The organism is Mycobacterium paragordonae (genome assembly GCF_003614435.1).
Classification (GTDB): Bacteria; Actinomycetota; Actinomycetes; order Mycobacteriales; family Mycobacteriaceae; genus Mycobacterium; species Mycobacterium paragordonae.
The window spans coordinates 5,141,050-5,164,148 of the sequence record NZ_CP025546.1 but is presented as its reverse complement, the minus strand read 5'-3'; the positions used below and the strand labels follow the sequence as shown (position 1 = coordinate 5,164,148).

Genomic DNA, 23,099 nt, shown 5'->3' with positions numbered 1-23,099 from the left:
GTCGGATGGAAAGCGATGACCGGGCGTTTCCGCTGACGCCTGGGCAGCTCGACATCTGGCTGGCTCACGAAACCGGCCAGCTGAATGTGCAATGGCAGCTCGGACTCTTCGCCAGGATCGAGGGAGCGATCGACCGCGCTGCCGTCGAGCAGGCGATGCGCCGGGTGCTGCATGAGGCCGAACCGCCACGGGTCGCCATCTTCGAGGCGAACGGCCAGGTGTTGCAAAAGGCGATCGAATACCCCGATGCCGCAGTCGTGTTCCATGACCTGAGCGGTTCGCGCCACCCCGTGCAGGAGGCCCGCGCACTGGCGGCCGCGATACAAAGCACGCCGATGCCGTTGACCGGCCCACTGTTCACGTTCGCGTTGTTCCAAACGTGGGACGACGAATACTACTTATTCGCCTGCGGCCACCACATCGTGATAGACGGCACGGGTATCGCGCTGGTGTTCAATCGGTTGGCGACTGTCTACTCCGCGATCGCTTCCCAAAAGCCCATTCCCCCAGCATTTTTCGGGTCGTTGCAGGATCTGGTCCAGTGCGAGTCCGAATACCGGGCGTCCGACGACTTCCTGGATGATCGGGCTTATTGGAGCAGGAATCTGCCGTCGGAAAGCGGACCGCGATACCGGATGCCAAGGGACGCGCGGGCGGCTGATTTACCTTCTTCGTCGGTACCGGTCCGGTTGGACTCGGTCGCCCTTCGCCGCGTGCAGCAGTTGGCCCAGACGCGGACGCTGTCCCAGTCGTCGGTGATGGCCGCAGCTTGTGCGCTGCTGGTGCACGGGTGGTGCGGCGACGGCCCGGAGGTGGTGCTTGACTTCCCGGTCAGCAGGCGAGTGCGCCCGGAGTCCAAGCGGATTCCCGGGATGCTGGCCGGGGTGGTGCCACTGGTGCTGCGCGTCCTTCCGGACTCTTCGGTTGCCGATTTTTGTGCGCATGTCGACGATCGGATACGGCAAGCGTTGCGGCATCAGCGGTTTCCGGTGTACGCCCTCGAGCGGGAATCCCGTGGCGGACTGGCGCTGCCGGTCGATCGGGTCAGCGTCAACTTCGTGCCCGGCCAGACCGCGCTCGACCTTGTCGGTCTCGAGGCGTCGATACTGCATGCGAGTATCGGCCTCCCGAGCAGCTTCGGGCTGATCTTCGGTGGCGCTGGTGATCAGATTTCGTTCGGCACGGCCGGTGCCGCGCAACCATTTTCGAGCTTCGGGGTCTCCGATCTGGCAAGGCGGCTGGAGCAAGTGCTGCTGGCGATGGCCGCCGATCCGGGCGGACGGCTCTCGTCCCTGTCGTTGCTCGACAGCGGTGATGGCACCGGCCTGGACGGGTGGGGCAACCGGGCGGCGCTGACGCAGTGCTGCATGCCGGCGGTCACGATTCCCGGGTTGTTCGCCGAGCAGGTGGCCCGCAACCCGGAGGCAACGGCGGTGAGCTTCGAGGGTCTGTCGATGACCTACCGGGAACTCGACGAGGCCGCCAACCGACTGGCGGGTCTCTTGGCCGGTCGTGGTGTGCGTCCGGGCGCGGTTGTGGGACTGTTGGTTTCACGATCCGCCTCGGCCATCGTGGCGATACTGGCGGTACTCAAGACGGGCGCGGCGTATCTGCCGATCGACCCTGCACTGCCGGTCGCCCGGATCGGGTTCCTCATTGACGACGCGGAACCGGTCGCCGTGCTCACCACCGCCGGGTTACTTCACCGGCTGGACGGCCACGCGGTGCCGATCATCGATATCAGTGAGCAGGTGGACCCTGAAGCTGGCCCGCAGCCGTTGTCCGTCGGCGCTGACGGCATCGCTTACGTCATCTACACCTCGGGTACCACTGGGACGCCCAAAGGTGTTGCGATCACCCATCGCAATGTGACCCACCTGGTGCACTCGCTGCATGCGCGCCTCCCGGCGGCGGGTGTGTGGTCGCAGTGGCATTCGCTGGCGTTCGACGCCTCGGTGCAGGAGATCTTCGGCGCGCTGCTCGGCGGTGGGCAGCTGGTGGTGGTGCCCGACTCGGTGGCCGCCTCGCCGGACGAGTTTCACGCCTTGCTGGTCGCCGAACGGGTGAGCGTGTTGAGTCAAACTGCCTCCGCGGTAAGCGTTTTGCAGACTCAAGGGTTGGACTCGGTGTCCCTGCTGGTAGGAGCCGAGCCATGCCCGGCCGAACTGGTGGATCGGTGGGCGGCCGGGCGGGTGATGCTCAACGTCTATGGCCCGACCGAGACCACAGTGGACGTGGCAATCAGCGCGCCGCTGAGCCCTGGGGCAGGTGTTCCGCCCATCGGTTCGCCGGTGACCGGCGCGGCGTTCTTTGTCCTCGACGGGTGGCTACGGCCGGTGCCGTCCGGGGTGGTAGGGGAGCTCTATGTGGGTGGTGCCGCGGTGGGCGTCGGATATGTGCGCCGATCCGGGTTGACCGCGGCGCGATTCGTCGCCTGTCCCTTCGGTGGCCTGGGAGGGCGCATGTATCGCACCGGGGATCTGGTGCGGTGGCGTCCCGACGGACAGCTGGAGTATCTCGGGCGTGCGGACGAGCAGGTCAAGATTCGCGGGTATCGCATCGAACTCGGTGAGGTCGAAGCGACACTGAGGAGACATCCGCGGGTGGCTCAGGCTGCGGTGACCGCCCGCAGCGTGGCCGGCGGTGCCGCGGACGGAATCGGCGACGCGCAGCTGGTCGGCTATGTGGTGCTTGATGCGCAGGTCGACGGTCCGGGGCAGACGCCATCGGCGGTCGAGCTGCGCCAGTATGCATCCGCAATGCTGCCGCATTTCATGGTCCCGGCGACGATCATGGTGCTCGAGTCGCTGCCCCTGACGGTCAACGGCAAACTCGATCGGCGGGCTCTGCCGGCTCCGGAGTTCGTCAGCACAGTGCCGTATCGGGAGCCGCGTGAAGCATGCGAACGCGAGCTGGCCGGACTGTTCGGCGACGTTCTCGGGGTGACGACGGTCGGTATCGATGACGGGTTTTTCGACCTGGGCGGCCACTCGCTGTCGGCGATGCGGTTGGTGGCACGGACCCGGGCCGAGTTGGGTGTCGAGATCGGAATCCGGGCGTTCTTCGAGGCGCCCACGGTGGCCGGATTGGCCGAACTGGTGCGGGCGCAGTCCGGCGACCTGCCTGGGACGGCCTTGGTCGCGCAGCAGCGGCCCGCGGTGGTCCCGCTGTCGTTCGCGCAGAGTCGGTTGTGGTTCATCGACCAAATCCAGGGCCCCGCGCCGGTTTACAACATGGCGGTCGCGTTGCAGCTGCGCGGCCGGCTCGATTCCGGGGCGCTGAGTGCGGCGTTGTCCGACGTGGTGGAGCGCCACGAGAGCCTGCGCACCGTGTTCCCGGCTCCCGAGGGAATGCCTCATCAGCTGGTAATCCCCGCGGCGCAAGCAGATTTCGGCTGGCAGATCATCGACGCAGCCGGGTGGCCGGCGAGTCGACTGGATGTGGCCATCGACACCGCGGCAGCTCACCCGTTCCGGTTGTCCGAAGAAATACCCATGCGGGCAACACTTTTCCGTGTTCGCGACAACGAGCATGCCCTGGTGCTCGTGCTGCACCACATTGCCGCCGACGGCTGGTCCGTCACCCCGCTGGCGCGCGATATCGGCGTGGCGTACGTCAGTCGATGCGCCGGCCGGGCGCCGGGCTGGCCACCGCTGCCGGTGCAGTACGCCGACTACACCTTGTGGCAACGTGCACAACTGGGTGACCCCGGCGATCGGGACAGCCGCATCGCCAAGGAACTGCGGTTCTGGGAGGAGAACCTGTCCGGGCTACCGGAGCCCGTGGCGCTTCCGACCGTTCGACCCTATCCACCGGTCGCCGATTATCGCGGCGCGCAGGTCACGGTGGACTGGCCGGCGCAGCTGCAGCAACAGATTGCCCGGGTGGCCGGCGAGCACAACGCGACCAGCTTCATGGTGATGCAGGCCGCGCTGGCGGTGTTGTTGTCCGCACTGGGCGCCGAAAGCGATGTGGTGGTGGGCTTTCCGATCGCTGGGCGGCGCGATCCCGCGCTGGACGACTTGGTCGGATTCTTCGTCAACACGTTGGTGCTCCGGGTCGACCTGGCCGGGGACCCAAGCTTTGCCGAGCTGTTGGCCCAGGTGCGACGCCGCAGTCTGGAAGCCTACGAGCATCAAGATGTGCCCTTTGAGTTGTTGGTGGAGCGGCTCAACCCACCCCGCAGCCTGACCCGACACCCGTTGGTCCAGGTGGTGCTGGCATGGCAGAACGTCCCCGGCCAACAGTTCGATCCCGCCGCCGGGCTGACTCTGGGCGATCTGCACGTCACGCCGAAGTCGCTGAACACCCACAGCGCCCGCATGGACCTGACGTTCTCCCTCGGTGAGTTCTGGACCGCGGACGGTGAACCTGCCGGCATCAGAGGAGGCGTGGAATTCCGCACCGATGTATTCGACGCGGAGAGCATCGAAACACTCGTCGAGTGGTTCCAGCGGGTGGTGGCGGCGTTGACGGCCGACCCGGCCCGGCCGGTGTCGGCGGTGGATCTGCTCGACGAGGTTTCCCGTGCCCGGCTGGACGGGTGGGGCAACCGGGCGATGTTGACCGGGCCCCCCACCCCTTCGGCGTCGATCCCTGCCGTGTGGGCGGCCCAGGTTGCGCGCAGCCCGGCCGCGGTGGCGCTCACCGACGGAAGCAGGTCCTGGACCTATCAGGAGGTGGACGATGCCGCGAATCGGTTGGCGCACCTGATTTCCCGACATGGAGTCAGCGCGGGTGCGCGGGTGGCACTGCTTCTCGAGCGGTCGGCCGAAGCCGTCGTTTCCATATTGGCGGTGCTGAAGGCCGGAGCAGCCTATCTGCCGTTGGATCCCGGGTGGCCTTCGGCGCGGCTGGAGTTCATGCTCGCCGACGCCACGCCGACGGCCGTCATCACCACCGCGGGTCAGCGCGCCCGGTGCGACGGACAGCTCCTGGCGGTGATCGTCGTCGACGAGGCGAACCTCGGCCCCGACCTCGAAGCAGGCCCGAACCACGCGCCGCCACCCCCGGCCGGCGACGACATCGCCTACCTCATCTACACATCGGGTACTACCGGCATCCCCAAAGGCGTGGCGATCACCCACCGCAACGTGACCGACCAGATCATGTCCCTCGACGGGGGACTGCCCGCAGCGTCGGAACAGGTTTGGCCGCAATGCCATTCCCTGGCCTTCGACTTCTCGGTGTGGGAGATCTGCGGGGCGCTGCTGCGCGGCGGGCGACTGGTGATTGTGCCCGAGTCAATTGCCGCCTCAGCCAAAGACTTTCCCGCGCTACTGATCTCGGAGCACGTCAACGTGCTGAGTCAGACCCCCTCTGCGGTGGCGATGTTGCCCGCGGAGGGACTGGATTCCGTTGCGTTGGTGGTGGGCGGAGAGCCCTGCCCGGCCGACGTGGTGCAGCGGTGGGCGCCGGGGCGCGTAATGATAAACGCGTACGGCCCCACCGAGACAACGATCTATGCGTCGATCAGTGCGCCTTTGACGGCGGAGCAGCCGCGGGCCGGTGCGGCGCCGATCGGTTCGCCGGTGCCGCAGGCGGCGCTGTTCGTGCTCGACCGGCGGTTGCGGGCGGTACCGGTGGGTGTGGTCGGCGAGTTGTACATCGCGGGTAACGGTGTGGGGGTCGGCTATTGGTGCCGGTCGGGGTTGACCGCGGCGCGGTTCGTGGCGTGCCCGTTCGGGGGCCCGGGGCGGCGCATGTACCGTACCGGGGATCTGGTGCGGTGGCGGGCCGATGGGCAGCTGGACTATGTGGCGCGCGCCGACGAGCAGGTCAAGGTGCGTGGCTACCGGATCGAACTGGGTGAGGTGCGCGCGGCACTGGCCGAGTGCGACGGCGTGCGCCAGGCGGTGGTGATCGCCCGCGAAGACCGGCACGGCACCTCGCGTCTGGTGGGTTACGTGACCGGGTCGGCAGACCCCGTTGCGGTGCGAACCGAAGTGGCCGAACGACTTCCGGGTTATCTGGTGCCGGCCGCGGTGCTGAAGATCGACAACGTGCCGCTGACGGTCAACGGCAAGCTGGACATTCGTGCATTGCCTGCGCCGCAGTACACAGCTGCAACTCGATACCGCGCGCCCGCCACGCCGGTCGAGGAAGTCTTGGCCGGCATCTACGCCGAGGTGCTGGGACTCGAGCGGGTAGGGGTTGACGACTCGTTCTTCGACCTGGGCGGGGACTCGCTGTCGGCCATGCGGCTGGTCGCCGCGATCAACACCAGCCTGGACACCGACCTTGCGGTGCGTACAGTTTTCGAAGCGCAATCGGTGAGCGGCCTGAGTCGACAGCTGAGCCGACATGCCCGCTCGCCCAGCTTCACCGCGGTGCACGGGTCCGAAGCTGCCGTCGTGCACGCCGCCGACCTGACGCTGGACAAGTTCATCGATGCGGCGACGCTGGCGGGCGCGCCGACGTTGCCGCGCCCGAGCGCCGAGGTGCGGACGGTGCTGCTGACCGGGGCGACCGGTTTCCTCGGACGCTTTCTCGTTCTGGAATTGATGCAACGCATGAAGCCGATCGACGGCAGGCTGATCTGCCTGGTGCGGGCGAACTCCGACGAGGACGCGCGGCGCCGGCTGGACAAGACCTTCGACAGCGGCGACCCGAAACTGTTGCGGCACTTCCACGAACTGGCTGCCGATTGTCTTGAGGTCATCGCCGGTGACAAGTCCGAAGCCAATCTCGGTTTGAACCAACAGGTTTGGCAGCGGTTGGCCGACAGTGTCGATCTGATAGTCGATTCGGCGGCCCTGGTCAACGGCATCCTGCCGTACCGCGAGCTGTTCGGGCCCAACGTGGTGGGTAGCGCCGAGCTGATCCGCCTCGCGCTCACCACCAAGCTCAAAACGTACGCATACACCTCGACCGCCAACGTCGGAGACCAGATCGAGGTGTCGGCCTTCACCGAGGACGCCGACATCAGGGTCATCAGCCCCACCCGGGCCAACCATCACGGCTACACCGTTGGCTACGGCAACAGCAAGTGGGCCGGAGAGGTATTGCTGCGTGAGGCCCACGATCTGAGCGGGCTGCCGGTGGCGGTGTTCCGCTGCGGAATGATCCTGGCGGACTGCAGCTATGCAGGCCAGCTCAATGTGTCGGACACCTTCACCAGGGGCTTACTGAGCATCCTGGCCACCGGCACCGCTCCGGGCTCGTTCTACCAACTCGACGCCGACGGCAACCGGCAACGCGCACACTTCGACGGACTGCCGGTCACCTTCGTCGCCGAGGCGATCGCCACCCTGGGTCTCCGTCTGGCTGATGGATTCACGACGCTCCATGTGATGAACACCCACGATGACGGCATCGGGCTTGACGAGTACGTCGACTGGCTGATCGAGGCCGGTTACCCGATTGAGCGCATCGACGATTTCGGGGACTGGCTGCGGCGATTCGAGGCTGGCTTACGCGGCCTGCCGGATCGTCAGCGGCGGCAGTCGGTGCTGCCGGCGTTGTCGTTGTCCGGTCTTGCGGGATTCGCGCCCCCCGAGCCGAGCCGCGGGTCCCCCGCCGCGACCGAGCGGTTCCGCGCGGCAGTACGGGAATCGAAAATCGGCCCGGATAAGGACAATCCGGAGATACCGCACGTCTCGGCGTCCATCATCGTCAAGTACCTCAACGACTTGCGCCTGCTCGGGTTCCTCTAGCGAGGGTGGCGCTACTCCGCAGCCGGTCGTAGGCGAGATCGCATGATCTTGTATTCCAAGATGCCTGCCCGCAGTTGCTCGTAGACCACAGAGCCGGGCAGGGCAAGGAAATTGGCCACCCGAGGACCCGTGTCCCCGTAGATCCGATCCCAGTCACCGACGGCCTGGTTGCGTGAGGCGATGACGTTGGCGGTGATATCCCGCTCGCTTTCGATCGAGAAGTCCAGCGTCCGCAACCGCGTCCTTACCTGGTCCCACTCGTAGGAGCCCAGCAGATCGGTGTGCAGGAACCAGGCTCCGGGACGGCTGATCCGGCGCACTTCGCCGAGGAACTTCCCGAGATTGCTGTAGGAGTGCGATGACTCCACATTCATGACGACATCGCAGGACTCGTTGTCCAGCGGGAGATTCAAGGCGTCGCCCACCTCGAAGCGCAGCGAGGGATTGAGGTGTGTCGCGCGGCAGAAGGCGATCGCCTCCGAAGACCTGTCAACGCCGGTCACCTGAGCGGCGAAGTTCTCCGCGACGAGTGCGGCGGTACCGCCGCGACCGCATCCGATGTCGACGACGGCGCAGCCGTTGAGGTCCAGCGAGCCGATGAGCTCGAACACCAGGCGGACCGAGTTGGCGTTGAAGGTGCCTTCGCGGATGACGGCGGTGGAGTCATTGCGAGAATCCATCGCGGCGTATCCGTAGTTCAAGAAGTGCGAGACCTTGGCCAACCCGACGGCCGCGAACCGGCGACTGAGTTGATCGTAGAAGCTGTGCCAGCCAGCGGGCGTCGTCGACATGAGGTCATCGGCGAGATGCGCCGAAATCGGTTCGGAGACGGCTTCATCAGTGTTGTCCATCTACGTCGTCGCGATCTGCTCGGCCAGGTGCTCGGCGAAGGACGTGATGGTCGGGTAGTCGAAAACCGCGGTGGCGGTGATCGTGAATGCGCCGCCGAACTGGCCGAGCAACCGGTTGCGTAGTTCGACGGCCATCAGGGAATCCATGCCGAGTTCAAGGAATCGGCTGGATGCCGCCGGTGGCTGGGCGAGTCCGAGGAAGTGTTGCAGTTCGGACTGCAGATGCTCGGTGAGGAAGCCGGCCAGTTGCGGCCTCGGCACCTCCTGCAGTTGTCGCAGCAGTGCGCTGTCGACGGGCGTCGCCACGACGTCGCTGGGCAGGACATATTCGAGAACGGGTGGGCGGTGCGCACTCAGCAGCTTCGCGACGCGTTGCCAGTTGGCCTTCACGACGACCACCTGCGCGATTCCGTGCGCGACGATTTCACTGACCGCGTTCAGCGCCGCATCGGGCGCGAGTGGAATCAGGCCGCGTGCACCAAGATTGGCCCGTGCGGCGTCCGAACTGGCCATCCCGCCGTGCGCCCACGGGCCGAAGTTGATGCTGCTGGCCGGCAGGCCTTGCGCCTTGCGATAGGCAACGAGCCCGTCGAGCAGCGCGTTGGCGGTCGCGTAGTTGGCCTGCCCCGCCGCCCCCAGTACGCTGGCGCCCGACGAGTACATGACGAAGAAGTCGAGATCCTCGTTTTTGGTCAACCGATGTAAATGCCAGGCGCCCAATGCCTTCGGCCGCATGGTGTTTCGAAACCGCGCCAAGCTCTGTTGGGGCAGCAGTGCGTCGTCGAGCACACCCGCCAGGTGCGCCACACCGGCGAGCGGCGGCAGATCAGCCCGGATCTGTTCCAGCACCGCAGCCAACTGGTGCTCGTCGCCGACGTCGGCCGCAAAGGTGTGAATGCGGCACCGGTAGCGCTCCGTGATGGCGTCGATCTCCCGCTGAGCGTCCGCGTCGGGTGCGCGCCGGCTGGTCAAGACGATGTCACCGGCTCCGAGTTGGGCGAGGTGCGCCGCCGTGTGCATACCGAGCGCTCCGAGGCCGCCGGTGATCAGATAGCTCCGATCTCCGCGCCCATGAAGCGGTTTGGGCATCTGCAGCACAATCTTGCCGATATGTCTGGCCTGCTGCATGCGGCGAAACGCGGTCTTGGCATCGGCCAGCGGGTAGATCTCTAGAGCAGGCGGCACGAGTTCCCCGCTGGCCAGTCCGTCCGCCAGAACCGACATCAAGCCGCGGATGCGTTCCGGGTCCTGCATCATCAACAGGTCCAGCGCCACGATCTCGTAGTCGATGTCCGGGCGGGCAGCCGCCATCTGCTCATGGGTCCAGATGTCCCGTTTGGCGATCTCGACGAACCGGGCCTGCTGGGCGGTCGCCCGCAGCGTCGCTTCGATGAATCCCTCGTTGGTCAAGCTGTTGAGCACGACGTCGACCCCGGCGCCATCGGTGTCCGCGAGGATCTGATCGGCGAAATCGGTACTGCGCGAGTCGTAGATGTGCTCCACGCCGATCTTGTGTAACGTCGCCCGCTTGTACTCGCTGGCGGTCGCGAAGACGGTTGCTCCGCGTTGCCGTGCCACCTGGATCGCGGCCAGGCCGACGCCACCGCTGGCGGCGTGGATAAGCACCCGATCGCCGGGTCCCAACTTCGCCCAGTCGAACGCCAGGAACGCGGTCAACATCGCTGTCGGTGTGCTCGCCGCGGCGGTCGCGTCGATACCGTCCGGCACCCCCGCCAGGAAGCGGACGGGCACGTTTGCCCGACTGACCATCGATCCCGCCGTTGCCCCGAAAACCCGTTGTCCAACCTCGAATTCGGTAACGCCCGGACCCACCGCAGTCACGATGCCGCAGACATCGCCGCCGACCGGCCCGGCGTAACCCGGGTAGAGGCCGAGCACGTTGAGCACATCCCGGAAATTCAGACCGGCGGCCTCCACCCGGATCTGTACGTGGCCCGCAAACGGTGCCGAGACTTCCAGCTCGGCCAGGCGCAGGTTGTTGATGGCACCCCGTTCGGTGGGTTCCAAAATATAGTCAGCCGCACGGGGCACGGTCAGGTGGCCACCGCGCGCCCACGGCAGCAGCCGCGGCACCAGCAACTTCCCTTGTCGCAGCGCGACTTCGGATTCCTCGGGTTGGGTAGCCAGAAGACCGGCCAGTGCGCGCACAGCGTCGTCCGAGCCGTCGTGATCGACCAGTCGGCAACGCAGCTGCGGCTGCTCGGCGACGATGCTGCGTCCGAGCCCCCACAGCGCCGCCTGCACCGGGTCGACCGGCTCGCCGGATTCGGTCGCCACGGCCCGTTGCGTGACGATCCACAGACCCGCGGGGAGTCTCGCCGCCTCCGGTGCCAGCAGGGTGTGCACCACCCTGAGCAGCTCACCGATCTCGGTCTCGAGTCGCGCGTTGAATTCGGTGCTCGACTCTTCTGCGCCGGGACGCGCGGTGGCGCCCCAGACGATGCCGGAGACCGGCACTCCGCGGTCCTGAGCCTGCGCGAACAACTCCGCCCAGGAATCCAGATCCGTTGTGCGGCTGGATCGGAGGCAGCCGGGCAGGTCGGCCGCCAGCTTGTCGAATCCGGCGACCAGCCAGGTCAGGGCAGCCCCACCCGCACCGGCGCCTGTTGACGCCGCGACTTCGCGCCAGCCGATGCTGTACAGGTTGCGGGTGGCGTCCCCGCCGAGCCCGCGCAGCAACGCCTCGCGGGGCGCACGCTTCACCTTGAACTCACGAATTCCGCCCAGGCGGCGGCCATCTCGATCCACGAAATCGAGGTCGAAGGCCTGAGTCTCGCCATCGTGATCGCCCGGTTGCCACCTCGCGCGGCAATAGAAGCGCCTGGGCATCGGCTCGTTGAGCTCCACCCGCCCGTACTGCAGCGGCAGGAACAGAGCCGCGGCGGCCTGCCCGAGTTCAGCCGCGGCGCGCACCATCGGCGAGGCGGGGGAGGCGACGCCGGTGCACAGGTCCAGCAGCACGGGATGGACGGGCTCGCTGGCGAGTTGCTCGGCGAGTTCGGGACCGACGGCGATGTCACCCACCGATTCACCGTCGCCGACCCAGAGCGATTTCAGGGACGTCGACCAGGTGGGGCCCAACGCCAGTTCCATGTCGGCCAGGGCCTCGAACAGCTGCTGCGGGCGCGTGCGAGCCAACCGCTCGCACAAGGCGTCGATGGACTCTTCCCGTTCCGGCGCCGGCTCGGTCGTCCCCTCTTCGTCGAGGCCCGACTTCACCTTGCCATCCGCATTCAACGACCACTCGGCGTCGCGTTCGCCGTAGGGGCGGCTGTCCACCCGGAAGGCCCAACCGCCCTCGTCCACCGGATGCAGAGTCAGCTGCACCTCGCGAGTGGTCTTCTCGCCCAGAATGATCGGTTCGTAGAAGAAGACTTCGCGCACCTGCGCGGGGGCTCCGACCGCAGCCAAGGCCATCGCCGCGTACGTGGCGCCAGGGACGACGACGGTGCCGTAGATGACGTGATCCGACAGCCACGGTTGTGATTTGAGCGACACCAAGCTGGTGTAGACGACATCGCCAGAGGCGAGATCCTTTCCGCTGCCCAGAATGCCGGAACTGGCAGCGCCGTCGGCGCGGAGGCCGGACGTCTTCGGCCAGAACCGGCGGCGCTGGAATGGATAGGTGGGCAGCTCGACCCGGTTTCGTGGCCGATGATGCAGAGCGGCGAAGTCCGCACGGCATCCGGCCGCATAGGCGGCCGCCAGCGCTTCGGTGATCTGACGCCGGGCGTCGGTGCCCTTGCGCAGGGAGACGACAGCGCGCGCAGCCCCCAGGGATTCCGGCCAGATCTGCAGGGCGGCCCCAGTCAGAATCGGCTGCGGACCAAGCTCCATCACGACCGAGCAGCCCAGCTCCGCTACCGTGCGCACGCTTTCGGCGAATCGCACCGGCTGGCGCGAATGCTTACGCCAGTACTGCGCATCCAGCGGGTTGTCGGCCGTGATGACCGCACCCGTGCGATTGCAGATCAGCGGTACGGTCGGCACGCCGAAAGTCATTCGGGCCGCGTGCGTTTCGAACTCGCTCAGCGCCGGCTCCATCAGCTCGGAATGGAAAGCGTGACTGGTCTCCAGCCAGTTGCACCGGATCCCGTCATTGCCGGCGACGATCTGTTCCAGATCCTCGCCCGGACCCGACAGCACGGTGTTGGAGCCGTTGTACGCGGCCACCGACACCCGCGGGAACTTGTCGGCGATGTCCTCGATCTGCCTGGCGTCGGCGAACATCGCCACCATCCGCCCGCCGTCGGGCAGATCGCCGAACACCCGGCCCCGTTGTGCAATGAGCCGTGCCCCGTCCTCGAGGCTGAATACCCCGGCCACGCATGCCGCAGCGTACTGGCCCACACTGTGGCCGAGCACCACGTCGGGCTCGATACCCCAGGACTGCCACAGCCGTGCCAGGCCCATCTCGATGGCGAACAGCGCCGGCTGCGCAAAAGACGTGTGGCGCAGTATATTTTCGCCATCGTTTTCGGTGTTGAACACCACTTCCAGGAGCGGACGCGCCGTGATCTCCTCGACCGCCTGCGCGCACCGTTTCACGGTTTCGGCGAAAACCGGCTCACTGTCGAACAATTCGCGTGCCATCCCCGGGTACTGGCTGCCCTGCCCGGTGAAGAACCACGCCGTCTTCGGTGGATCGCCGCACTCGCCTCGCAGCGCACCCGGTCCCAGCCGGTTCTCGGCCAGTCCGCTCAACAGCTCCTGAGCCTGTTGCACCGAATTCACCACCAGCGCTGCCCGATGCTCGAAATGCGAACGGCCCACCCCCGCGGTGAAACACACGTCGGCCAGGTCGGCATCGGGATGCTCGCTCAACCACGTCGCATAGCGCTGCGCCAGCCCCGTCAACGCGGAGGCGGAACGCGCCGAAAACGCCAGCAGCTCAGCCCGTTCGTCACCGGCCGTCGGTTCCGGCGCCGCCACCTCGTCGTGAGGTGAGGCCTGCGGCGCCTCCTCGACCAGCACGTGGGCGTTGGTGCCGGAGAACCCGAAAGAACTTATCCCGGCACGGCGTGGCCGGCCATCGTGATCGGTGGAGCCCTGCCACGGCGCTGCCTTATCAAGCACCCGGACCGGCAGCGAGTTCCACGGAATGTGCGGCGACGGCGTCTTGAAGTGAAGGTTCTGCGGCAACATTTCGTGCTGCAACGCCAACACAACCTTGATCACGCCGGCGACTCCCGCCGCGGACTCCAGGTGTCCGACATTGGTCTTCACCGAACCGATCAGCAGCGGGTCGTCGGCCTCGCGGCCGGCTCCGTAGACGGCGGCCGCGGCCTGGACCTCGATCGGGTCTCCCAGCGAGGTGCCCGTGCCGTGCGCTTCCAGGTAGTCGACGTCACGGCCGGCGACACCGGCACGGGCCAGCGTGGTGGCGATAAGCCGTTGTTGCGCACCGCCATTGGGCACCGTCAGGCCGCTGGACGCGCCGTCCTGATTGACCGCGCTGCCCTGGATGACCGCGCGGATCCGGTCGCCGTCACGCTCCGCGTCGCTCAACCGCTTGAGGACCAGGACCCCGCATCCCTCACTGCGCACATAGCCGTCCGCCGCGGCGTCAAAGGTCTTGCAGCGCCCGTCGGGGGACAGCATTTTGGCGCGCGAGGTCGCGATCAGAGATGCCGGACTCAACAACACGTTCACTCCGCCGGCCAGCGCCAAGTCGCAGTCGCCGGCGTGCAATGCGTGGCAGGCCTGATGAATGGCCACCAGCGACGAGCTGCACGCGGTGTCCACCGCCATCGCCGGGCCCTCCAGGCCGAGCGCGAAGGCCACCCGGCCCGCGATCACGCTGATCGAGTTGCCGGTGCCGAACTGAGCTTCGATGCTCTCGAAAGTGCTGGCGGCCAACACATGCGAATATTCGTTGCTGCACACGCCGACGAACACGCCGCTTCGGCTGCCGCGCAACGCCGCAGGCGAATAGCCGGCGCTTTCCAGTCCTTCCCAGGCGATCTCGAGCATCAGGCGCTGCTGCGGATCGATCCAGACGGTTTCACGGGGGGAGATGCCGAAGAATTCCGGATCGAATCCGTCCACCGCGTCCAGGAATCCGCCGTAACGGGTGTAGATCTTGCCCGGTGCGTCCGGATCGGGGTCGTAGTACTCGTCGATGTCGAAGCGGTCATCCGGAATCTCCCGGATCGCGTCCACACCGTTTGACAGCACCTCCCAGAACGCGTCGGGATCGGGCGCACCCGGAAAGCGGCAGGCCAACCCTACGATCGCGATCGGCTCGTCGGTGCGCACGGTCGCTAACGCCACCGGCTCGGCCGTTGACTCGGCGGATGCCGGCGCACCGAGACCGAGGACGTCTCGAAGCAGGTACTCCGCGGCGTCGTTCAGCCTCGGATAGTCCATGGCGAGGGTGACCGGCAGCTCCCGGCCCAACCCCTGCTCGAATCTGCGGTGCAGGTTGACGGCCATCAGCGAGTCAATTCCGAGATCGAAAAACCCGACGTCATCGCGGATCTGCGTGGGGTCGATCTTCGTCACCTCGGCGACAGCGTCGCGCATGTAACCCAGGATCAGTGCCCGGCGCTGCTGCGCGGGAGCCGCCTTGAGCTGGTCGATCAACGGAGTCGTCGCGACCGAGACGCGTCCCACCGGGTTGGTGGGTACCTCGGGTGCAATGCGCTCATGGAAGTTCCGTTTGCGCAGCATCAGTTGATACGGCAGGAACCGGGGCCAATCGATTTTGGCCAGAATCCCGTACGGTGCGGGCGAGACGATCAGCTTCGCCATCCCTTCCAGGGTGGGGGCGGGATTTAGGGGTGCCACTCCGAGCGCCGCCCAAGTGTCCCGCGTCCGATGATCGGCCATACCCGCCGGCCAGAGGCCGAGAGCGACCGTGGTGCCGGGGATCCCGTGCTGACGCTGCCACCAGGCCAACCCGTCCAGGAACGCATTGGCGCAGGCGTAGTAGATCCAGCCCCTACTGGGCCAGAGCGCACTGATCGATGAGATGCTGAGAAAGAAGTCCAGCTTCATGTCGACCGCGGCTTGGCTCAAGTGCCAACTGCCCCAGACCTTTCCGGTGAAAACCTGATTCAGCATGGCGTCATCCAGGGTGTCGACCGGACCCATATTGAATTCGCCGGCCGCGTGCACGATACCCGCCATCGGTGGCAGCTCGGCACGGACCGTGGAAAGCAGGCGGGTGACGTCATCGCGATTGGCGACGTCTGCCGCCAGATCCTTTATTTGGCAACCGAACTGGTCGCGTATCGCGTCGATACGCTGCTGCGCGGCATCGCTTGGGCCCCGCCGACCGGTGAGCACCAGGTGCCCGGCGCCGCGCGCGGCAAGGTACTCGGCGATGTCGAGTCCGATCGCCCCGAGTCCCCCCGTCACGAGATACGTTGCGTCAGAGCGGAGGCCGAGGTCAACCGGCGCCAGCTCGTCGGTGCGGCGGGAAACTCGAGCCACGTATGTCGCGTTATCGCGCAGGGCGATCTGGTCTTCGGTGGCCGGACCGTGCAGGATGTGGGCGATCAAACCCGGCCACTCGTTGCCGCCACCCGCGGACAGGTCCGCGAGCCCACCCCAGATCTTCGCCATTTCGGTCGCCACGGTGCGGCCCAGACCCCAGAGACACGACTGGGTGGGCGACACGGTGTCGGATCCCGTGACATGTTGTGCGCCACGGGTAATCAGCCATATCTTCAGGTCCAGCTTGGATGCGATGGTGGTCCGGATAAACCGCTGCGTACTGCGCAGGACTCGGTGCTGCAACCGATCCAGCGACCGGGTGGACGCCGCACCGCCCGGGTCCAGGCCTGCCAGGTGCAGGATGCGCAACGTGGGCTGTTCGGCTGCGGCATCGCGTAGTTCCGCTTGCAGGTGCTCTTCGTCGGCGTCGGACTGCGGCAGACCAACGATCCGGTGCCGGTGACCGTGCGCGGTGAGCACGTCCAGTAGTGGGCCGATCGTGTCGGCATCGTCGGCAAGAAGGAGCCAGGTAACCCCGCCACCAGGGGCTCGGGTCGGGGGTGGGCCGGAAACCGCCAACTTTTCCCAACAGATCTCGTAACGTGTCTCGGCGAGCGACTGCACGTTACGTTCCCGGTTGTGTTGTGCCGCAAGTCGTTGCAGCATGCCAACCGTCTTGGTGGCGTCGTCGGCGTCATGCGGGTCGCCGACCAGCGCGGCAAGCTCCTCGAGTCGCTCCTCCTCGAGCAGCCGGACGGTTTCGGTGCGTACCGCGTCGGTCGCGCGGGCTTTGCGTGCTTCGAACCAGTACGTCTGACGTTCGAACGGGTAAGTGGGGAGGTCGACCTTGTGACCCCTGCCGTGCTGGTGTGCGACGAATTCGGGGCGATGGCCGGCGATGTACGTGTCGGCGAGTGCCTCGGTGATCTGGTTGTGGTCGTTGGCGTTTCGGCGCATCGATGCGATCGCCCGAGGTGCGTTCGCCGGGTCGGGCCACGCCCGCAGGGCTGCGGCGGAGAGCACCGGCTGGGGGCCCACCTCTAGTAATAGTCGACATCCGAGGTCGGCAAGCGTTCGCACGCTCTTGGCGAATTCGACAGGCTGCCGCGCGTGGCGGCGCCAGTACGATCCGTCCAGAGTCACGTCTCGGGCTATTGCGCCGCCGGTGCGGTTACACACCAATGTCTTTTGCGGCGAGGCGAATTCGAAGCGGCCCAGGTATTGTTCGAACTCGTCCAGTATGGGATCGAGCAAAGCGGAATGAAAGGCATGGCTGGTATCGAGCCAGTCGCACCGGACTTCCTCGTCTACCAGTCCCGCTATTGCGCGCTCCAGATCTTCTGCCGGGCCGGAAAGCACCGTGTTGGCACCATTGTAGGCTGCCACGGACAGGCGTGGGTGGTCGTCGATCAAGCTCTCAACGCGGTCCGCGGCCGCGAACACCGCGACCATTCTGCCGCCGGGTGGCAGGCTACCGAACAGTCGGCCGCGCTCGGCCATCAGCTGGGCCCCGTCCTCGAGGCTGAACGCCCCGGCAACACAGGCCGCCGTGTATTGACCCACGCTGTGGCCCACCACCACGTCGGGTTCGAGTCCCCATGACTGCCAAAGTCGCGCGAGGCCCATCTCCACCGCGAAAAGGGCCGGCTGGGCGTAGGACGTGTGTCGCAACTCATCTTCGGTGTCCGGCCCGAAAATGACGTCCAGCAGCGGCCTTTCGAGAACATCGGCAGCGGCGCCGGCGCAGCGGGTCAACGTCTCGGCGAACACCGGCTCGGCATCGAACAGGTTGCGCGCCATTCCGACGTACTGGCTGCCTTGGCCCGGGAACAACCAGGCTGTCTTCGGTGGGTCCGAGCATGCGCCGCGAACCAAGCCCGATGCCGGACGATCGTCGGCGAGCGCCTCGAGCAGCTCGGTGGCGGATGCGGTGGAGTTCAGTATCAACGCGGCACGATGGCCGAAGTGGGATCGGCCCGCACCCGCGGTCAAGCAGACGTCGGCCAGGTCGGCGTTCGGGTGCGCGGCCAACCACTCGCGATATCGGTGTGCCAGCGCCACCAAGGCGGTCGGCGTGCGTGCCGAGAGGGGCAGGATGCTCGAACGTCCTTCGTCCGGTTCCTTAAGGGGGTCGGCGTCGGCGTTGATCACTGACGGTGCTTCCGCGACGACGACGTGCGCATTGGTCCCGGTGAAACCGAACGAACTGACTCCCGCGATCCGGGCGCGGCCGTTGCGGACCCACGGGGTGGTTTCCGCCACGACCCGCACCGGAATCCGGTCCCAGGGAATATGTGGTGACGGATTCTGGAAGTTCAGGTGTTTCGGCAGTTCCTGGTGTTCCAGCGACAGGATGACCTTGATCAGACCGGCGATCCCGGCGCTGGCTTCCAGGTGGCCGATGTTCGTCTTCACCGAACCGACCAACAATGGCCGGGTGGCGTCGCGACCGGAAGCGAATGCCGCACCGGCAGCTTGTAGTTCGATCGGGTCACCCAGCGATGTCCCGGTCCCGTGCGCCTCGAGATAGTCGATATCGCGGGCTGTCACACCGGCGTTGTGCAGCGCATCGGCGATCACCCGCTGCTGGGCGATGCCGTTGGGTACCGTCAGTCCACCCGACGCGCCGTCCTGGTTGACCGCACTGCCCCGGATCACCGCCCGAATCCGATCGCCGTCGCGGATGGCGTCATCGAGCCGCTTCACCACGATGACGCCGCAGCCTTCACCCCGGACGTACCCGTCGGCGGCGGCGTCGAATGTCTTACACCGTCCGTCCGGTGCCAGCATGTGCGCCCGGGAGAAGTTGATCATCGTCGTCGGGCTCATCAGCAGGCCCACGCCGCCGGTCAGGGCCAGATCACACTCCCGCAGCCGCAACGCCTGGCACGCCTGGTGCACCGCCACCAAGGACGAACTGCACGCGGTGTCGACCGAGACCGAGGGCCCCACCAACCCCAGTCGATAGCTGATGCGCCCAGCCGCGGCGGCCGATGCATTGCCGATCGCGAGGTAGGCGTCGATGTCCTCCACGGTCATCGCGTTCGTCAGCAGCGTGAGGTAGTCGGTCGTAGAGATACCGATGAATACGCCGGTCTTGGTGCCCGCCAGCGTCGAAGGGGCGGTGTTGGAGTGCTCGACCGCTTGCCATGTTGTCTCCAGCAACAGCCGGTGCTGCGGATCCATGAACACGGCCTCGCGCGTCGACACCCCGAAGAACGGTGCGTCAAAAGATCCGACGTCCTCGATGAGCCCGGCGCGGCGAGTCACCATCTTCCCGGGGGTGTCCGGATCGGGATCATAGAAGTCGTCCATGTTCCACCGGTCGCCGGGAATTTCCGAGATGGCATCGCGCCCCTGCCGCAGTACCTCCCAGAAGCCCTCGGCATCGGCAGCACCGGGAAAGTGCGCCGCGTAGCCGATGATCGCAAACCCGGATGCCCCCTGATCTACGTCCGTTGTCACGAGGGTGTCCTCTCTGTCGAGGTCAGCGTTTCGACGTCAGCGAGGACTCGCCGGCTGGCGCGGAACAGTTGGCGCGGCGGTAGGCGCAAAAGGGCCGAGCGTTGTCGGCTTGTAGGGCAGCCGAGCGATCGGAGGGGTTCGTGCCAGCAACTGTTTGCTGTGCAACGCCGCCATCCTGACGCTCCTGCTCGGATCAACCGTCAACCCCCGGTCAACCGGTATCGAGTCCGCTGCGCGGGCTCGTCGGGGGGCGACAGCACTAGCTCGTGCTGGCAATTTACACGCGCCGGCGCCGGCGGTCATGCGATCGAAGCAAACAGAGGGCGGGTGACAGTAGTTCTTTGGTCTCCTCGCGCCGCCGACCGTCGAGCCGGCCTGGAATCACAGCTCGGCACAGCGCGCTGAAATGGGATTCCGACGTTTGCCCGGACAGCGATTCTGGATTGCTAGCCAGGCTGAGTAGTCTGATGGCCGTGTCCGAAACCCTCGAGAGCTCCCAAGTCATCATCACGGACGACGAAATCTTCGCGGCACACGAAGGCGGCAAGCTTTCGGTAGGCCTGACCTCTCCGCTCGACACCCAGCGCGCGCTGTCGATCGCCTACACCCCGGGCGTCGCGCAGGTCAGTCGGGCAATCGCCACCGACCGGACCCTGGCCGGCCGCTACACCTGGGCCAACCGGCTGGTCGCCGTCGTCAGCGACGGCACCGCGGTGCTGGGCCTCGGCGACATCGGCCCCGCCGCGTCGCTGCCGGTGATGGAAGGCAAGTGCGCGCTGTTCAAGGAATACGGCGGCCTGAACGCGATCCCGATCGTGCTGGACACCAAGGACCCCGACGAGATCGTCGAAACCCTGGTCCGGCTGCGGCCCACGTTCGGCGCCGTCAACCTCGAGGACATCTCGGCGCCGCGCTGCTTCGAGATCGAGCGGCGCGTCATCGAGGCGCTGGACTGCCCGGTGATGCACGACGACCAGCACGGCACGGCGGTGGTGTCGCTGGCTGCGATGATGGGCGCCACCAAGGTGCTGGGCCGGGACATGAGCTCGCTACGGGTGGTGGTCTCCGGCGCCGGGGCTGCCGGCGTCGCCTGTACCAATCTCCTGCTGGCAAGCGGAGTTTCAGACATCACCGTGCTGGATTCGCGCGGCATCGTGCACAGCGGGCGCGACGACATGAACAGCGTCAAGGTGGACTTGGCGAGGCGCACCAACCCGGGCTGCCGCACCGGTGGGACGGTCGAAGCGCTGGACGGCGCCGATGTCTTTCTCGGGGTGTCTGGCGGGCTGATCCCCGAGGAGCTGATCGCGACGATGGCGCCCGACAGCATCGTGTTCGCGCTGTCCAATCCGGATCCCGAGATCCATCCCGACGTCGCGGCCAAGTACGCGGCGGTCGTGGCCACCGGGCGCAGCGACTTCCCGAACCAGATCAACAACGTGCTGGCGTTTCCCGGCATCTTCCGGGGCGCCCTGGACGTCGGAGCGCGCCGGATCACCGAGAAGATGATGGTCGCCGCGGCCGAGGCGATCTACTCGGTGGCCAGCGAAGACCTCGCGGTCGACCGGATCGTGCCGAGCCCGCTGGACCGGCGCGTCGGGGAAGCCGTGGCCACCGCAGTGGCGCTGGCCGCCGAAGACTCCGACTGGGTGTGAGCATCGGCAGGCGGGCCGCGCTGCTGCTCGGCCTGGTGCTGATGGTCGTCGGATGCTCGGGCCCAGGGGGTTCGCGTCACCCGGATCTGGTGGTCGGATCCACCTCGGACATTGATTCGAAAGTGCTTGCTGCGCTGTATGTTTCGGCGCTACGGTCCTACGGTTTTCCCTCGCACGCCGAGACGGCCGCGGACCCGATGGCCAAATTGGACGCCGGGGCGTTCACCGTCGTACCCGGTTACACGGGTCGGGTGTTGCGGCAGCTGCAGCCGGGGGCCGCGGAGCTGTCCGACAAGCAGGTCTATCAGGCCATGAACGCCGCGCTGCCCGAAGGCGTGGCCGCCGGGGACTACGCCACCGCGGCCGAAGACAAGCCGACGTTGATCGTCACTCCGGCGACGTCCGCCGGCTGGGGCGGCAGTGATCTGACGCTGTTGCCCGGGCACTGCGCGGGGTTGGTGGCCGGTGTGGCGACCGGGCGTGCGGTCCCGGCGTCGGTGGGTTCGTGCCGGTTGCCCGCGCCACGCGAATTCCCGGACGACGCAACGATGTTCGCGGCCCTGCGCGCCGGTGAGCTGACCGCGGCCTGGGCCACCTCGGCCGACCCGGGCATTCCGCCCGACCTGATCGCTTTAGCCGACAGCAGCAAAGACTCGCTGATTCAGGCCGAGAACGTGGTGCCGTTGTACCGGCGCAACGCATTATCCACCCGACAGTTGTTGGCGGTCAACGAGATTGCCGGGGTGCTGGACACCGCCGCGCTGGCCGACATGCGCCGCCGCGTGGCCAGCGGGGCCGACCCGCAGGTGGTGGCCGACGGGTGGCTGGGCGAGCACCCGCTGGGGCGCTAGCTGGGGATGATCCGGCCGGTGACGAGTTCGACGATCCGCTGGTAATTCGAACCGGTCACCCGCACCATCATGTCCAGTGCGACGGCGTCCGGTCCGACCAGAACGCGAGCCTTGTTCTTGCGCACCGCGTTCAGGATGATCTTTGCCGCTTTCTTCGGGCTGGTGTTGGCCAGTCGCTTGTCGAACAGCTGGGCCAGTTCGTCGCGGTCGAGGCCTTCGGCCACGGTCGCGTTGCGAGCGATCGCGGTCTTGATGCCGCCGGGGTGCACGGTGGTGACACCGACGCGGTGGCCGCTCTGGCGCATCTCCTGGCGCAGCGCCTCGGTATAGCCGCGGACGGCGAATTTCGCTGCGTTGTAAGCGGAATAGCCGGGCACCGAGAACAGGCCGAACACGCTGGAGATGTTGATGACGTGCCCGTCGCCGGAGGCGATCAAGTGCGGCAGAAAGGCTTTCGTGCCGTTGACGACGCCCCAGAAGTCGACGTCCATCACCCGTTCGATGTCCTTGAACTGCTCGACCTCGACGTTGCCGGTGTGGCCGATGCCGGCGTTGTTGTAGATCTGGTTGACCTTGCCGAAGTGGTCTTTGACCTCGTCGGCATACAGCAGGAAGCTCTCGCGCTCGGTGACGTTCAGCCGGTCGGACTTGACCTGGACGCCGATCGCCTTGAGTTGCTCCTCGGTGTCGGCCAGACCCTCGGTGTCGATGTCGCTGATGGCCAGGCTGGCGCCCGAGCGGCCCAGCTCGATGGCTAGCGCCTGCCCGATGCCCGAACCCGCGCCCGTCACGGCGGCGACCTTTCCGGCGAATCCCTCCATGAGCACCCTCCCTTGTCTGAAGCTCAGGGTCGAGATTAGCCGGTACCGGTGGTCCGGGGTGGCGGCGGGGCGGCGACGGTGGTGATGGCGGGAAGGGCGGGACCGCGACCGGCGGCGGTGACAGGATCAGGACGCCAGGTAGCCCCGGAGGCGGCGGCACGGCCGGTGGCGGCGGCGCTGGTGGCGCGGGCGGTTCAGGGTCAACTGCTGGCGCCAGCGGCAGCAATGGGGCCACCGGCGGTCCCGGCGGCTCGGGTTACTCCCTCGGGTCTTGGGCCTGGTCGCGAGGGTTCGCGTCGCGCCGCGAGCGTCCTCAAATTGACGCGGAATGCGGCGTGTC

General features: G+C 66.8%; 6 protein-coding genes. 3 read left to right on the top strand and 3 right to left on the bottom strand.

Translation table 11 applies throughout. The features are described from left to right. Nucleotides 1–5 precede the first annotated feature (5 nt). A complete protein-coding gene (locus tag C0J29_RS23050) occupies nucleotides 6–7,655 on the top strand; it encodes an amino acid adenylation domain-containing protein (protein ID WP_120793657.1) in 7,650 nt (2,549 codons plus the stop codon). Nucleotides 7,656–7,666: 11 nt separating this feature from the next. Here C0J29_RS23050 and C0J29_RS23045 read toward each other — a convergent pair whose 3' ends face one another. Both C0J29_RS23045 and C0J29_RS23040 read right to left on the bottom strand, forming a co-directional pair. Beyond that, complete coding sequence (locus C0J29_RS23045) at nucleotides 7,667–8,506, bottom strand: class I SAM-dependent methyltransferase (protein ID WP_120793656.1); 840 nt, start codon at nucleotides 8,504–8,506, stop codon at nucleotides 7,667–7,669. Next, nucleotides 8,507–19,432, bottom strand: coding sequence for a type I polyketide synthase (locus tag C0J29_RS23040; RefSeq protein WP_120793655.1), 10,926 nt, complete (start codon nucleotides 19,430–19,432; stop codon nucleotides 8,507–8,509). A 473-nt stretch (nucleotides 19,433–19,905) separates the two neighbouring features. Here C0J29_RS23040 and C0J29_RS23035 point away from each other — a divergent pair, with 473 nt between their 5' ends. Next, nucleotides 19,906–21,087 (top strand): NAD(P)-dependent malic enzyme, encoded by a 1,182-nt coding sequence (locus tag C0J29_RS23035; RefSeq protein WP_371872450.1) that lies wholly within the window; start codon nucleotides 19,906–19,908, stop codon nucleotides 21,085–21,087. Further along, nucleotides 21,084–21,938, top strand: coding sequence for a glycine betaine ABC transporter substrate-binding protein (locus C0J29_RS23030; RefSeq protein WP_174814861.1), 855 nt, complete (start codon nucleotides 21,084–21,086; stop codon nucleotides 21,936–21,938). Before C0J29_RS23035 ends, C0J29_RS23030 begins: the two co-directional genes overlap by 4 nt. On the opposite strand, the gene C0J29_RS23025 is transcribed toward C0J29_RS23030, so the two are convergent. Further along, nucleotides 21,935–22,759, bottom strand: a complete 825-nt coding sequence (locus tag C0J29_RS23025; RefSeq protein ID WP_120793653.1) for an SDR family NAD(P)-dependent oxidoreductase — start codon at nucleotides 22,757–22,759, stop codon at nucleotides 21,935–21,937. The two genes, C0J29_RS23030 and C0J29_RS23025, sit on opposite strands and share 4 nt — an antisense overlap. Between the last annotated feature and the right edge of the window lie 340 nt (nucleotides 22,760–23,099).